The 14,112-nt window shown below is 54.7% G+C and carries 16 protein-coding genes; 3 read left to right on the plus strand and 13 right to left on the minus strand.

Annotated elements, in window-relative coordinates:
• Together rsmH and mraZ are read right to left on the minus strand one after the other, a co-directional pair.
• Window positions 1-939 (minus strand): 16S rRNA (cytosine(1402)-N(4))-methyltransferase RsmH, encoded by a 939-nt coding sequence (rsmH, locus tag NOM67_RS13680; protein WP_201968036.1) that lies wholly within the window; start codon window positions 937-939, stop codon window positions 1-3.
• A complete protein-coding gene (gene mraZ / locus NOM67_RS13685) occupies window positions 940-1,398 on the minus strand; it encodes a division/cell wall cluster transcriptional repressor MraZ (protein WP_201968037.1) in 459 nt (152 codons plus the stop codon). It abuts the gene before it with no gap.
• 159 nt (window positions 1,399-1,557) lie between these two features.
• On the opposite strand from mraZ, the gene NOM67_RS13690 reads away from it, so the two are divergent.
• Together NOM67_RS13690 and NOM67_RS13695 are read left to right on the plus strand one after the other, a co-directional pair.
• Window positions 1,558-1,878, plus strand: a complete 321-nt coding sequence (locus tag NOM67_RS13690) for a hypothetical protein (RefSeq protein WP_255937950.1) — start codon at window positions 1,558-1,560, stop codon at window positions 1,876-1,878.
• A 164-nt stretch (window positions 1,879-2,042) separates the two neighbouring features.
• The gene (locus tag NOM67_RS13695) at window positions 2,043-3,053 is read left to right on the plus strand and encodes a lytic transglycosylase domain-containing protein (RefSeq protein WP_252353708.1); all 1,011 of its coding nucleotides are present in this window, start codon (window positions 2,043-2,045) and stop codon (window positions 3,051-3,053) included.
• Window positions 3,054-3,433: 380 nt separating this feature from the next.
• Here NOM67_RS13695 and lafU read toward each other — a convergent pair whose 3' ends face one another.
• The 9 genes from lafU to lafA form a co-directional block, all read right to left on the minus strand.
• Entirely contained in the window at window positions 3,434-4,381 is a 948-nt protein-coding gene (gene lafU / locus NOM67_RS13700; RefSeq protein ID WP_255937953.1) for a lateral flagellar motor protein LafU, read from the minus strand.
• Window positions 4,381-5,238, minus strand: coding sequence for a lateral flagellar motor stator protein LafT (gene lafT / locus NOM67_RS13705; RefSeq protein ID WP_033115397.1), 858 nt, complete (start codon window positions 5,236-5,238; stop codon window positions 4,381-4,383). Before lafT ends, lafU begins: the two co-directional genes overlap by 1 nt.
• A 47-nt stretch (window positions 5,239-5,285) precedes the next feature.
• Window positions 5,286-5,996 (minus strand): lateral flagellar system RNA polymerase sigma factor LafS, encoded by a 711-nt coding sequence (gene lafS, locus NOM67_RS13710; protein ID WP_033115398.1) that lies wholly within the window; start codon window positions 5,994-5,996, stop codon window positions 5,286-5,288.
• Between the two features lie 7 nt (window positions 5,997-6,003).
• Window positions 6,004-6,462 carry a lateral flagellar basal body-associated protein LafF gene (lafF, locus tag NOM67_RS13715; RefSeq protein ID WP_042030211.1) on the minus strand — a complete coding sequence of 153 codons (459 nt, stop codon included), beginning with the start codon at window positions 6,460-6,462 and terminating at the stop codon, window positions 6,004-6,006.
• 35 nt (window positions 6,463-6,497) lie between these two features.
• Window positions 6,498-7,586, minus strand: coding sequence for a flagellar hook-length control protein FliK (locus NOM67_RS13720; RefSeq protein ID WP_236663483.1), 1,089 nt, complete (start codon window positions 7,584-7,586; stop codon window positions 6,498-6,500).
• Window positions 7,583-7,921 carry a LafX gene (locus NOM67_RS13725; protein ID WP_201968040.1) on the minus strand — a complete coding sequence of 113 codons (339 nt, stop codon included), beginning with the start codon at window positions 7,919-7,921 and terminating at the stop codon, window positions 7,583-7,585. The genes NOM67_RS13720 and NOM67_RS13725 overlap by 4 nt, the downstream gene beginning before the upstream one ends.
• Window positions 7,922-8,042: 121 nt before the next feature.
• Window positions 8,043-8,435 carry a lateral flagellar export chaperone LafC gene (gene lafC / locus NOM67_RS13730; RefSeq protein WP_033115401.1) on the minus strand — a complete coding sequence of 131 codons (393 nt, stop codon included), beginning with the start codon at window positions 8,433-8,435 and terminating at the stop codon, window positions 8,043-8,045.
• Between the two features lie 46 nt (window positions 8,436-8,481).
• On the minus strand, window positions 8,482-9,765 hold the full coding sequence (gene lafB, locus NOM67_RS13735; protein WP_201968041.1) for a lateral flagellar capping protein LafB: 1,284 nt from the start codon (window positions 9,763-9,765) through the stop codon (window positions 8,482-8,484).
• A 113-nt stretch (window positions 9,766-9,878) separates the two neighbouring features.
• Complete coding sequence (gene lafA / locus NOM67_RS13740) at window positions 9,879-10,745, minus strand: lateral flagellin LafA (protein ID WP_071913369.1); 867 nt, start codon at window positions 10,743-10,745, stop codon at window positions 9,879-9,881.
• 201 nt (window positions 10,746-10,946) lie between these two features.
• Between lafA and fliB the strand changes: the two genes are divergently transcribed.
• Window positions 10,947-12,110 carry a flagellin lysine-N-methylase gene (fliB, locus tag NOM67_RS13745; protein ID WP_201968042.1) on the plus strand — a complete coding sequence of 388 codons (1,164 nt, stop codon included), beginning with the start codon at window positions 10,947-10,949 and terminating at the stop codon, window positions 12,108-12,110.
• Between the two features lie 70 nt (window positions 12,111-12,180).
• On the opposite strand, the gene NOM67_RS13750 is transcribed toward fliB, so the two are convergent.
• Together NOM67_RS13750 and lfgL are read right to left on the minus strand one after the other, a co-directional pair.
• Entirely contained in the window at window positions 12,181-13,182 is a 1,002-nt protein-coding gene (locus NOM67_RS13750; protein WP_042030090.1) for a hypothetical protein, read from the minus strand.
• Between the two features lie 21 nt (window positions 13,183-13,203).
• Window positions 13,204-14,103: a lateral flagellar hook-associated protein LfgL gene (gene lfgL, locus NOM67_RS13755; RefSeq protein ID WP_041210158.1), complete on the minus strand. Its 900-nt coding sequence runs from the start codon at window positions 14,101-14,103 to the stop codon at window positions 13,204-13,206.
• Between the last annotated feature and the right edge of the window lie 9 nt (window positions 14,104-14,112).

A 14,112-nucleotide genomic window follows, 5' to 3' on the forward strand; every position in this document is an offset into this window, starting at 1 on the left:
TTACTCCGCCAGACGCTCGGCGACCCGCAGCACGGAGCTGCGCGACCGGGTATTTTCCGACACTTCATGATCAGAAGGCTTGAGTGCCTTGCCGACCGACTTCAATTTGCGACCGCCAGCCAGCTGGGCCTCGGTCAACGGAATGCCGTAGGGTACTTCCGGTCCCTTCTCGTGCTTGCGAATAAAATGCTTCACCAAGCGGTCTTCCAACGAATGGAAGCTGATCACCGACAGACGACCGTGCGGAGCCAGCACCTCCAGCGCACCGTTGAGAGCGGTCTCGATCTCGTCCAGCTCACTGTTGATGTAGATGCGGATAGCCTGGAAGCTGCGGGTCGCCGCATGCTTGCCCTTCTCCTTGCTCGGATTGACCCGGGCAATCATCTCGGCCAGCTGGCGGGTGCGCACGTAAGGCTCGGTAACCCGGTCGTGCACGATGGCGCGGGCAATCTTCTTGGCAAAGCGCTCCTCACCAAAGGTTTTCAATACCCAGGCGATATCGTCCACATCGGCCTTGGCCAGCCACTCGGCGGCGCTCTGACCGGAAGTGGGGTCCATTCGCATATCAAGCGGACCATCTTTCATAAAGCTGAAGCCACGCTCGGCGTCATCCAGCTGGGGAGATGAAACCCCCAGATCGAGCAGAAAACCATCCACATTGCCCAGCAAACCGCGCTCGCTCAGATAGCTGGTGATACCGGAGAAGGGGCCATGCACAATCTCGAAACGCGGATCCTGGATCTTGGCAGCCTCGGCGATCGCCTGCGGATCGCGATCGATGGCGATCAAACGGCCGTTAGGGCCAAGGTGTTGCAGGATCAGACGAGAATGACCACCACGGCCAAAAGTGCCGTCGACATAGATACCGTCCGGCTTGATGGCCAGACCTTCGACGGCTTCGTGCAGCAGCACTGTGATGTGTTCAGCGGCTTGGGTCATTTATAAAGAGAAATCCTGTAGTCGTTGTGAGCTTGCCCAATCGTCCCCGGGCAGACCCAAGATGTCGTCATTGACCTGTTGCTGCCAGCGGGCTTCATCCCACAGCTCAAATTTGTTGAGCTGGCCCACCAGCATGATCTTCTTGTCCAGCCCCGCATGGTTGCGCAGTGGCTGGCTGAGCAGCAGACGGCCATTGCCATCCAGCTCGCATTCGGTTGCATGCCCGAGCAACAGCCGCTGCAAACGGCGTTCGGCGGGATTCATGCTGGAAAGGGTCTTGAGCTTGCGCTCGACCTCTTCCCACTCGTTCAGGGGGTAAAGCAGCAGACAGGGGTGGGCAATATCGATGGTGCAGACCAGCTGGCCGTCGCTTTCATCGCGCAGCCAGTCACGAAACTTGGTCGGAATCGCCAACCGCCCTTTGCTGTCCAGGCTGATGGCGTGAGCGCCACGCAACAAATTTCTGTCCCTGAAGGTGAGTAAACGGGCGAGCAGCCCCTTTTAAAACCACTTTGATCCACTTTTCCCCACCTTGAAGTTTAAGGACGTGGAGGGGGCTTTTCAAGCAAGGAGATCGGCCAGAGGGAACATATTGACGCAGCATTTGCGGGTTACGGATTGAGTGGGTTGATTTTCCACGAGTTATTTGTGGCGACAGAAAATACGATTAATAAAAAAGCTGTGGGTGAGCAGTTACTATCTGGGAGAGATGATGAAACGGAACAGCACAACGGCGCAGAGCAAAATACTGACGCAGATCACCGGATAGATGATATAGCCATCTTTAGAACGGCGGGCACGCAAAGAGACCAGATGGCAAAGCAGCAGGTTGTAAATTATCAGCAGCGTAGTCAGCAGGATATTGACGGCAAAGGTCAGCTCGTGGGCAAACGCGATGTAAAGCCCCATGAGAATAAAATTGGCGAGGATCAGATATAGCAAAAACTTCTGGATTGCTTTACCTGCATTTGGGCTCTTTTTTACTCGTGTTATCATGCTTGCCACGTCCTGGATTACACATGATCAGACGACCCTAAATTCAGAAAACTGTTGAGATACATGATGTTTTTATTATTGTGCGATCCTTGTTCAACAAATTCACAATGACCAGGTTCATTTTCTTTTTACTAAGCGCGATGTTAATAACATCCACATCTTGTCACGCTTATAACAATTATCAATGGCAAACCGGCTTCCCTCCTCCGATACGTGGAGAGGGGGTCGAGCTGGTTAGTCAACAGCAAGCCTTTCTGCTTGCCCAGCGCCCCTATCTGCAACAACGTCTTGCCGAAACCCAACCCATCATCCGCTGGATCTCGGAACAGGTTCAGGAACGCAAACTTCCGCCCCTGCTGGCTTTTGTCCCTTTGCTGGAAAGCAGCTACCGCCTCGATGTTGTCTCTGCCGCTGGCGCAGCAGGCCCCTGGCAACTCATGCCCGATACGGCCAGGCGCTTTGCCGTGCCTATCAATAGTTCATTCGATGGCCGTTATTCACTGCCATTGGCAACCGACGCAGCTCTGACTTACCTTGGCTGGCTCTCTCGTTTCTTTGGCGGGGACTGGTTGCTGGCGCTGGCTGCTTATAACGCTGGAGAAGGGCGAGTGCTGAATGCGGTATTGAAAGCTGGCACCCGAAATATCTGGGCTCTGGATCTGCCGGCGGAAACCCGGGTTTACGTTGCCCGCTTTATTGCCCTTGCCAGAGTGCTCGACATGGCAAGCACCCACCATTTCCAGTTGCCGCCATGGAAAAGTGGCAACGACCTGAAGGTTTTTCGCAATCCGGAAGGCTGTTCGCTGCCTGCCTGGGCTCAGGCCAAAGGTGTATCCATGAATGACGCCAGCCGCTGGAATCCGGCATGGCAGCTCCCGGTACCGGCAGGAATAACCAATTGCCCGGTTGTTTACAGCAAAGCAAAAGCCCCGGTCACGACACCACAGCGGGGCAGCGGCAAGCTCATCTTCAAAGCCGTTTCACTGGAGAGCCTGCATGACCCGCTGCTGCTGAAGACAGCCAGAGGTCTTGATATGAGCCGTGGTGAGCTCAGGCTGGAACGTCAGCCAGATCCTCTTGGGATGACTCTGAAGCGGCCGTTGATTGCGGTACCCTGAAGCTGTGCCGCCAATGGCTCAATACCGGCGCAAGGTCAATTTGCTCCGGATGTGACCAGCGCGCCCCATAAAAACAGAGGTGCTGGCCAATGGGACGGCGATGGGTGATGCGGCATGTCAGTGTAATGCGTGGCAACAGAGAAAGGGTTACTGTCTCGGGCAAAATGAATCGGGCAGGAGCAAGAAAGCCCACCCCACCCGGCCCGATATCCTTGATGACGGCCCGGCCAATGCTCTTGTCAAACAGCAAACCGGATATCAGCAGGCGAGCTGCAATGCCACAACTCTGCGATTCGAAGGGTGTAGCACCATCATGGAGATACCAGCGAGGCACCTTTCTTCTCGGATCATTGTGTGCGGTATGGAACAGAAACTCTGTTTCAGGGGCGTCCATTAACTGTCTCTTCCTTGGCTTGAGTGGCTGCTGCTTTGGTCTCGGCACTGAACAGCTGCTCCAGATTCTGTTCCGCTCTGGTCGTCATAATCAGCAACTCGATACGACGGTTCCGGCTACCCTGTGGATTTTCGCTATCTTCCAGCATGGTGTCAGACATGGCCACTACCTGAGCAATACGCTCTGGTGGCATGCCCCCCGCCAGCAACACACGTCTCGCCATCATGGCGCGATCCGATGAAAGCTCCCAGTTGCTGTAGTTTTCACCCGCGAAAGGGGTGCTGTCGGTATGACCCGAGATCATGACCCGGTTTTCCACCCGCTGAAAAATCGGGGCAAGCGCCATCAGCATATGACGAAAGAAGGGGCTAATACGGGCACTGCCGCGGCTATACATTTCGCGATCGGCGTCATCACGGATCAGGATGCGCAAACCTTGCGGCACAATCTGAATCTCCAGATTGTTCTTCGCCTGCATTTGCTCCGCAAGATTACCGATAAACCCGGCAAGCTGCTTCATCTGATGCTCACCTTCCAGCTTGCCGACCAGTAGCTGCTCGTATCCACCACCGGGCCCCTCAGAAAAGATGCTCTGATTGCGATCCATATGTCTGGGGGTCAGCTGTCCCTTCTGATCAAACTTGGGATTGAGCTCATCGATGACCGAAGGATTGCCGCCCAGATCGACCGGATAGGGGCTATTGCGAATATCAAACGGGTTGGCCTCGTTATCCATAATGCTGTAATCGCGCAAGCGGCTGGCTACCATCTCCCGCTCCTCCTGGTTGGAGACTGCCAGGATCCAGAGCACCATGAAAAACGCCATCATGGCCAGAGTAAAGTCGGCAAATGCCACTTTCCACGCCCCTCCGCTTTTGGGGGAGCTGTTACGCCTCTGCTGGCGCTTGACGATGATCTGTTCGTGGTTGCGCATTACATCGCCCTGTTGGTCACCCAGTCTTCCAGTTCCAGGAAGCTGGGTTTGACATCAGGTTCGAGAATTTTCCGGCCGGAATCGACCGCCAGCAGAGGCGTCTTGCCACGTAGCTGGGCAATCAGAATGGATTTGATGCACATCAGCAGACCGACCCGGCGTTTGACCATCTCTTCCATTGCGTTGCTGATGGGTTCGAGCAGACAGTAGCAGAGGAAAATACCGATAAAGGTACCCACCAGCGCCGCCGCTACATGCACGCCGATATTGCTCAGAGGACCATCGAGTTGCTGCATGGTGATAATGATCCCCATAACAGCCGCCAAAATACCGAAGCCGGGGCAGGCCTCGCCGGTTTTGTGAAGTGCATGGGCAGGCTTGAGCATATCCTCCTCAATCGCCATGATCTCCTGCTCCAGGATGGTATCGAGCTCATGAGGAGTGATCTTGCCCATCCCCAGCAGACGAAGGTTGTCGATGATAAAACCGAGCAACTGGGGATCTTCCGAAATTTGCGGGTACATCAGGAACACCGAGCTTTGCTGGGGGTTTTCAATATGCTCGTCCAGCGCTTTCATCCCCTTGTTGCGCGTCTCCTCCAGCAGTTGATGCATCAGCGTCAGCAACTCGCGATAGACCTCGCGCTCTTCCTTGTTGGGCTTGAAGCACATCTTCAATTGCGCCCACATCTCGTGCATCACCTCTTTCGAGTTGCCAAGAAACATGGAACCAGCAGCAGCACCCACAATAATGATCAGCTCGGCTGGCTGCCATAAAGCCGCAAGGTTGCCACCTGCCATCATGAAGCCACCCAGCACGCATATTAATATGACGCCGATGCCAATCTGTTTTTGCATGAATGCTCCCGAATTCTACAACCACCCCCACGAATCATGGGGCACTACTATATGGAGTCGACCAATCGCTGCTTGAGCTGAAGTACACATTGCTTGTGCAATTGGCAAACCCGCGACTCGGTCAGCCCCAGCACCAGCGCAATCTCTTTCATATTCAGCTCCTGCTGATAGTAGAGAGAGAGCAGCAGCTGTTCCCGTTTGTCCAAGAGGGTCAGCGCCTTGCTGATGGTCATGGCCATATCGACATCATCAGATTCGGTTGCAGGCGCCCTTCCACCGTTCTCCAGCCACTCTTCAAGGCTCTGCAAAGCCTCAGCCTGGCTGGCATATGCAAGCTGGCGTACCTCTTCAATGGTGCAGTTCAACGCAGCGGCAAGCTCTTGCTCGGTTGGCGCCCGGCCCAACCGGTTATGCAGATCTCGCTGGACTTGATTGTGGCTATGTACCTGCTGGCGCAGTTGACGAGGCCGCCAGTCGAGTCGACGCAATTCATCGAGCATGGCGCCCCGGATCCGCTTGAAGGCATAGCTCTCGAACTGGACATCCGGTTCGCTACCGTAACGACGCCAGGCCTCCAGCAACCCCATCATGCCGACCTGCTCCATATCCTCCTGATCAAAGCAGGCGGAAACCTGGCTGCGCAGGTGGCTGGCGGCTCGCTTAACCAGCGGCAGATAACGGGTCAGAATGGCCTGCTCGCCGGTACGGGGCGGAGAAGAAGTGAACTCGTGAGGGGCATCCCAGTCGACATCGATCATATCTGTCTTATTGCACCAGAACCTTGGTGATCAACACTTCGTCGAGGTAGGTCTTGTAACCGTAACCTTGCAAGGTGGTGACCAGTTTGGCGAGCAGGGAACCCTGCAAAGAGGTGATATTCTGCAGCTCTTTTTTCACATCATCGTGGGTACGGTGACTGAAATACTGCACCATGGCGTTCCGGATGAGTGGTGTCAGCTCGTTCAACGTATTCAGATGCGCCTTGTTGTGAGTCACCAGAGCCAGCTCAAGTACCAGATAGTGAGACTCAACCCCTCCATCCAGACTGATGACGAAGCGCTCCATCGGCTTGAACAACGGAGTGGCACTCAACTCTGGCTTGGGCTCTTCCAGACCGAGCCAGACCGCAATGGTATCGCGCTTGAGATAGGCACCATAGGCAAGCACAAGCAACAGGCAAAGAGCCATGACAACCAACATCAACCACTTCATGATACGGCGCATCATTTTGATTTCACTCTCGATTTAGCCGGTTTAGGTCACACCAGGGTGTTGAGCCATGCACGCTCATCCTGCCCGGCAGTTTCAAATTCATCTTGCCATTGGCGACGGCCCGCCAGGATTTTCTCCTGTTGCCACTTTCCTTGCGCATCGCCTTGTCCCCCGCCCTGCCCGACGTTGACTTCAACTCCACCGGCATGGTGAGGAGCCAAACTCATGCGCAACCGCTCCATCGACTGGATCAGCGCGTCCCGAACAGCGGGGTTGGTCACATTGAGTTGAACATTGAGCCGGTCCCCCTCGACCCGAACAGTCAGTTCGAGTCGGCCCAGCTCAGGAGGATCCAGGCGAATATGAGCCTGCTTGATCTGCTGGTTCACCTGCAGCTCGACCTTGTCCTTGAGCACATCGACCAGTTGCTGCCCCCACTGCACCTGGGGCTCGGCCAGTTTGACCGGAGCCCACTGATACTCGGCAACTTTCGGCGCTGGCGCTGATATCTGATTGCTCACAATACCTTTGAGGTCAGAAACACCGGACTCCCGTTCCCCTGCACGCTCAACACCCAGCAGGCTCTGCAAGCTGGCTATCGTCTTCTCGCGTATGGCTGCGTCATCAGTGCGCGCCGAGGGTCGAGCCAGCATAAAACTGGAAAAATCAGTAGCTGCGCGATCGACTCGCTCCTTGTTGCCAGAGACAGGCGTCTCCATGACAGGCTGACTCTTGTCCGTTTCCGGCTGCTTGTACGCAGATAGCGCCCGCAGGGCAGCAGAGACAGAGGGCGTGCCGCCCTGCACATCCTCGCCGGACTCTACATTGCCAGCAGTGGCAGCAGCCACGTTGGAAGAGACAATTGCAGCTCTCGTGCTGGCTTCATGCAAAAGGAATGGGGGAGGCATATTACTGAATGCGTCCAGCCGAGCCGCAACATTATCAGCGACCTCGTCCGGTTCATCCTGTTCTACCTCTTCCTTTACTTCTTCGGGCGCAGGAGCAAGAGCCCCCTCTTCCAGCAACAGGTCAAGTGGTGGAAATAATCCCCCCTGATCCTCCGGCTGACGAGCAAGACGGGTAAAACCGCTCTGTTCTGGCATCGCCAATACCTCGGGACCGGAAAACTGAATCATGCCCACTCCTGCACCTCTCCGTATGCTTGCAAACCTTCTCTCTTCCGGGACAGCTCATGCCATTGGCGCTCACGCAAGGTCAACTCTTGCCGACACAGCTGTTGTGCCTCTTGATGCCAGCTGCGAACCTGCGCTCGCGCAGCAGACAATGAGGCCCACAGCTCAGGCTCTTTGGCCATGAGCTCGGCAAATCTGGCCAGCTTGCTATCGGATAAACGAACGGCATCCCACTGACCGGCATGAGCCTGCTGCAAAATCAGGCGGCCCAGGCCAAGCAGTTGACGCTGGCGTTTATCCAGCTCAGCTGGAAGGTGGGTTGACCCAATCAGTGGCATGCTATTGCTCCCAAAGAAAACAGCTCAGCCAACTAGCAAGGAACAGGCCATATATGGAACTCGGGTATTTCGGAGCGTACAGGCGGTTTTCGCCTGTATAAGAGGAAGAGGGACTTCCGCCTTAGCGCGGATGACGAGCCATCGCTTCCCAGCCCTCTTTCAGCTCCAGCAGGATGCGGCGAACTTCGGCAAAACCGGCAATATCGTTGGAGACGCTGATCTCGAACAGACGCTGACCGCAGTAGTCATAGAGACGATGCAGATTGCTGGCGAGTTCACCGCCCTTCTCCATGTCGAGTGCGCTGTCCAGTCCCCCCAGGATCTGCAGACACTTGCTGATTGCCTGTCCTTTGCGTTCAAACTGGCGGGCTTGAATATGCCCCTCTGCTCTGGCCATTTCGTCGAGCAGGCCATCCATCAGCATCAACACCAGCTGATGTGGATCCGCACTCGCAGCCTTGGCCTGAGTCGCCGCAAACTGGTAGGCATCATAGCCATCTTGATGTTCAAACATGTAAAACTCGCTTGCTCCGGATGAGGCAGCCAAATAGCAAGACCCCTTACAGGTTGCCCATGGTCTGCATCATCTGATTCATGGTGGTAAATTGGTTGAGGTAGCGCTTATACGCGGAATTCATACGGCGATCCAGCGCTTCCATTCGCTCATTCACCCGCTTTTCACCGGCCTCCAAGCTGCTTTTGCGTCCTTTGAGAGCACCATCACGTTTGGTATAGGGATCCAGAGAATCACTCATCCGTTTGAGCAGACCGTCATCCCCCATCAATGCCTTGCCTAGCAGCTCGGGATCCTTCTCCAGCGCCTTGTTGAAGTCAGTCTCGCTGAAAGAGAGCTTGCCTGTTTTGTCAGTCTTTATGCCTAGGCTACCCAGACTAAGTCCGTTGGGCAGATCGCGCACACTGTTGGCAAGCGCGCTTTTGAGGCTGCGGACACCACTATCGGAAGAGAGCGCCCCCGGAGCCTTGGGATCGCTGGACGTCATCTTGGCCAGTTCGTCGACCAGCTCGTTATAGCTGTCTACAAACTTCTTGAGAGAGCCTGTCACCGCCTCTTTATCCTGTTCGACAGTCACCTGCAGAGGAGCATCACCGCTTTTCTGGGCCTTGGTAAGTTGGAGGGTCAGGCCATCGACCACATTTTCAATCTTGTTACTGGCCGAGGTGATAGTTAAGGGATTGTCTCCCCCCATCTGCAACTCGGCATCCTGAGCTTTGGTTATCTCGCTCTTGTTGGTAACAGCGATACCCAAAGACGAGTTCAAATCACCGCTGTAATTCACAGTGATAGCATTCTCTTTACCACTATCCTTGCTGGTCAACACCATATTGACCTTGCCGTCGGTCCTAACCAGTGTGGCTTTAACACCAGGGTTATCCTTGGCATTATTGATATGGGAAACCAGATCCTTCACTGTCGACCCAGCAGGTAGGGTGGCCAGATCGATATCCACACTCTTGCCTTTGACCGTCAAAGAGAATACGCCATCTGCAGGCAGAGGAGTGGTTTCGCTATCCAGGCTCAGGCCAACCTGATGAGACTGAGCGAGTTGCTTAACGAAGAAGTTGTATTGACCGGAGCTGGCCTTGCCATTGCTCGTCACCGTCATGATCCCTTCCTGAGACATAACCGCCTTCTGGGCTTGCAGGTTGGATGCTTTGTTCAGATCCTTGAGCATGGTCTGAAAACTCGACAGCTTGGTCGTGAGCGTGCTGATTGCACTCTGTTGTCCCTTGATACTGTCCATCTGCTTTTTCAGCAGCTTGTCCATATTCTGGCGCTCGATAGCTACCAGTTGCATTGCCATGCTGGCCGGATCTACTTGCATCATTACACCCTTATTCTGTGGCATGCCTGTTGGAAAATACTTTATAAGCCCTTTCCAACCAACACGTATCGACTAAACAAAAGGCCGCCCGACAAGGGCGGCCAAACAACCTGTTAACGCAGCAGGGAAGTGACCATGCCGGTCATCTGGTTGGAGTTGGACAGCACAGACATGCCAGCCTGCATCAACATCTGGTTTTTGGTCATGTTGGTGCTCTCCTGAGCGAAGTCGGCATCCATGATTCGGCCGTTCGCCATGTCGGTGTTCTCTTTCATATTGGAGAGGTTGTTGACGGTGTGCTCCAGACGGTTGATGTTGGCACCGAAAGAAGAACGAGCTTGTCCAATATCTGCCAACAAATCGTCCATCTTCTTGATCTGACCCTGCATACCCGCTTGGCCCAAATCAGTCTTTTCTGCATCTTTCAAATCTGTATCTGCAGCATCGGTGATCTTTTTATTAACACCGTCTTTCACGATCTTGGACACGTCTACATCCAGCTTCTCTGCTGCAGTGCCGCCAATCTGGAATGTAACCTTGCCAGCACCAAACTTCCCTGCATCGGCGATAATTGCTTCGCCAGCAAAAGTAGTATTGTCCCGAATGTTTTTCAGCTCGGCTGACAGCTCTTTCATCTCGGCACCAATCGCAAGACGGTCTTTATCGTTAGTTGTACCGTTAGCCCCCTGAGTCGCCAAATCCTTCATACGCTGAACAATGTTGGTCATCTCGTCCATAGCACCTTCAGCAGTCTGCATCATGGAAACAGCATCCTGAGCATTGCGCATGCCAACCTTCTGGCCATTTGACTGTGCCTGAAGACGGGTAGCCATCTGCAGACCAGCTGCGTCATCGGCTGCAGAGTTAATGCGCAAACCGGTGCCCAGACGCTGCATGGCAGTGCCCAGCATCTTGTTGGTGGAGTTCAGTTGGTTTTGAGTGGTCAGAGAAGCAAAATTGGTATGAATGGACAAGCCCATGATCTATTCCTCGAGTTAAATGCTGCACAGCAGCTTGTTAGGTTGACATCAGATATAGACGACCTCTTTGCCGCTAAAATTTAATTCTATTGAGCATATTTCTATCTTTTGGCCGCTCTCATTACTGAATATCCTCGCCACATCCATTCACACGGCATGCGAATTGCTTCAAGTCGTCACCCTTCACTATCGGAAAGCGACATGACTGCATTTCTATATACCCCTCGGTTTGTCACGCAATTTCAATGCATTGGAGATGGCTGCAAAGACAACTGCTGTCATAGCTGGACCATCAGTATTGATAAAGCGACGTTCCGCAGTTACGAAAAACACCCGGATCCCGTAATACGGTCGTTGAGCAAACAACACATCCGCAAAGTTAAGAAAAGCAGTGAACAGTGGGGGGTCATAAAGCTTGACGAGCAGGATGCCTGCCCTTTTCTTGACGAAAAGCGATTGTGTCAGATCCACGGCAAGGCAGGGCCTGATGCACTGAGCCAGACTTGCAAGACCTACCCCAGAACCCAAACCCGGCTCGCCAACCAGCTCAAGAAATCGCTGGTTCTCTCCTGCCCCGAGGTTTGTCGGCACCTGTTGCTAGACCCAATGGCAATGCAGACTGAGGAGACTCAGCTCAGACAGCCTCTCCCCTTTACCACTCCGCCATCCGCTGCCATGGCAACCTTGCATAGTCTTAGCCTCCACGTGCTGACAGCCACCGTTCTCCCGGTCGAACTGCGCCTATGGCTTATCGGACTGCTGCTTCATCGGGATGCAACCTCCTTGTCGCACGAAGCATTTCTCGAGCAGGTAGCGGTAATGGCCGAGCAGGGGGAACTTCACGTCATGTTCGAACAGTTGCCCTCCATGCCCACATTGCAGTGGTGGGGGCTGAGAACAATTACCCATCAGCTGGTTGCATATTCACAGGGAAGACGTGGCCGCCAGACCATGCAATGCTGCCTCGACAAAATAAATCTGGTACTAGAGGGCGTTTATGACGAAGGCAAGCTGGCATTGTTGCAACAAACCTGGAACAACAAGGTAGCTCCCTTTCTGGCAACCAGGCCTCACATTCTCAACAACTACCTGCTCTATTACGTCTACAACAACAACTTCCCACTGCAGCAGACCACCCCGTTCCAGGCCTATCAGCTCCTGGTGATCGATTACTTCCTGCTGCGCAACTACCTGTGTCTGCTGGCCATGGACAAGGAGTTGGAAGAACAGGATGTCATCGATCTTTTCTACAGCTATCACACCATACGCCAGCACAACCGGAACTTTCTCAAGACTATAGAAGAGGGACTCAGTGCCTCCGGTTTTTCCTCCGATCTCACTCTGTACGCCTTGCTGAAACCCTGAAAAAAGAGACCGCCAGCATGTTGCTGGCGGTCTCTTTTTTCATCTTGGCGTTGATGTAGCGCGTCGCCCTTTACGTCAGAAGTGCTACCACATTCTGGCGCGATACATTGGCCTGAGCCAGCAGACCAGACATGGTTCCCATGAAACCGCCATCCTTTAGCTGTTCACTGAGCTTGCCCTGAAGCTGCTCAAGCTCCTGCTGCTTCATGTTCTGGCTACGCGCCTTGACCCGATCGAGCTGCTTGACCATCCGCTGGCGGAACTGCTTCAGCTCCCGCACGGATTGTTCGATTTCCCCAAGCAATCTTCTCAGGCGCTGTTGCTCCTGTCGCAACTCCCCCTTGTCGATACCTTCGCCCAACTGGGTCAATTGCCCCGGCTTTGCCTTGAATTGCACCGGAACAGGGTTTCCGGCCGGAATGCGAATGCCTTCCCCACTAAGCAGAACAGGCTCGTCCAGTTTGCGCCGATGCAACTCCGGAACGCTCAGTTCCAGCTTGCCCAACTCGTTGAGACGCGCCTGAATGTGCTCTTTGCGCAGCGCCCGATCGAGCCTGGATGCAACATCTGCCTCATTGGCTCCTGCAGGTAGGGTCACCTCGATGGCACTGGCGGTTTGCGGGAAAGAGAACACCAGACGCTCGGCACTTGCCTTGGGACTTAGCAGGTCGAGCCGATCGGCACTGTAATGAACCCGGCTCTCGGCGGCCGAGGTCAACAAACGCGGCTTCAACTCCGAGGTCAGGGGCGCTTGTGGCCGGGTGAGCTTGTCTTCCAGCTGCTTGAGACGTGTCACCAGATCGCCGCCGGCCTCACGATGCTGACCCAGCTGTTGTTCCAGCCGCTTCAGCTCGCCCCAGACCTGGCTCAATGCCAGCTCACCACCCTGGGCATGTGCAATCCGCTGCTGGGCAGTCCCGATTAGTGCCCAGCGGTCGAGCCGGACAATATTGGGCTGGCGCTCAACTTTTTTTGCCGGTCGGGATGTGTCCTGAGCAGTCAAGCGTCCGTGTAGCCGCGGCTGAGCGGGCGTCTCGGCCACACCGCCCGGACGGGTTTGCTGAATCTGCATCATGACTCCTTGCGCCTGACGTTATGGCATGTAGTTGAAGAGGCTCAATCCGTTAACCTTGGCAAATGCCTGTTGCTGCACTTGCAAGGCCATCAGCACATGGGCCTGCTGGGTAACGGCACTGGCATAGTCGAGGGACTCTATCTGATTGCTCACTTCCTTGCTATAGGTCCCCTTCTCGGTATGCCCCTCATCGACCTGATCAAGCAGGTTCATGCGGGCGCCGATGGTACTCACCATCTGGCTGATATCGTCCTGCAACACCTTGCTGCGATCCAGCATGCTGCGCGCCTGATCGGCTGCATCGGGCGCTCCGCTCTCTATCGCAGCGACCATGGTATCGAGCTGCTTGAAGAAATCGCCGTTATCGATGAACAGCTTGTCTGCCGTCTGGTTGAGACCTACCGTGACCCCCTTGGCGATGCTGACCTCACGCACCAGAGCATCCCCCTGATAGACGTAATCACCGCTGGCATTTTTCACGAGTGTGGTCTGATTGACCTGGCTACCCGCAAACAGGCTGGAGCCACTCTCGTTGCGTGCATTGGCCAGATCGAACAGCCCCTCCTTGATGACTCCGACTTCAGTCGCGATGGCGCGGCGATCATCTTCTGACAAGGAGCCGGTTGCCGCAGTCTGGGTCAGTTCGCGCAGCCGCATCAGCATATTGGTCATGGACTCCAGCTGGATTTCACCCTGAGAGAGCTGGCTTTTAGCGTTGGCGATGTTCTTCTGATACTGCTCCATCGCCACCTGCTCTTTCTTGAGTCCAAGCAGTTGCACGCTGCCCACCGGATCATCCGAAGGCTGCAGAATGCGCTTGTTTGAGGAGATCTGGCGATCGAGGCGAGCATACTCGCCGAAACCGTATTGCAGGTTATCGAGCATGCTGAGCTGGATCTGGTTGGTACTGATGCGCATGGTCACTCC

This window comes from Aeromonas sp. SG16 (genome assembly GCF_024436135.1).
Taxonomy (GTDB): Bacteria; Pseudomonadota; Gammaproteobacteria; order Enterobacterales; family Aeromonadaceae; genus Aeromonas; species Aeromonas jandaei.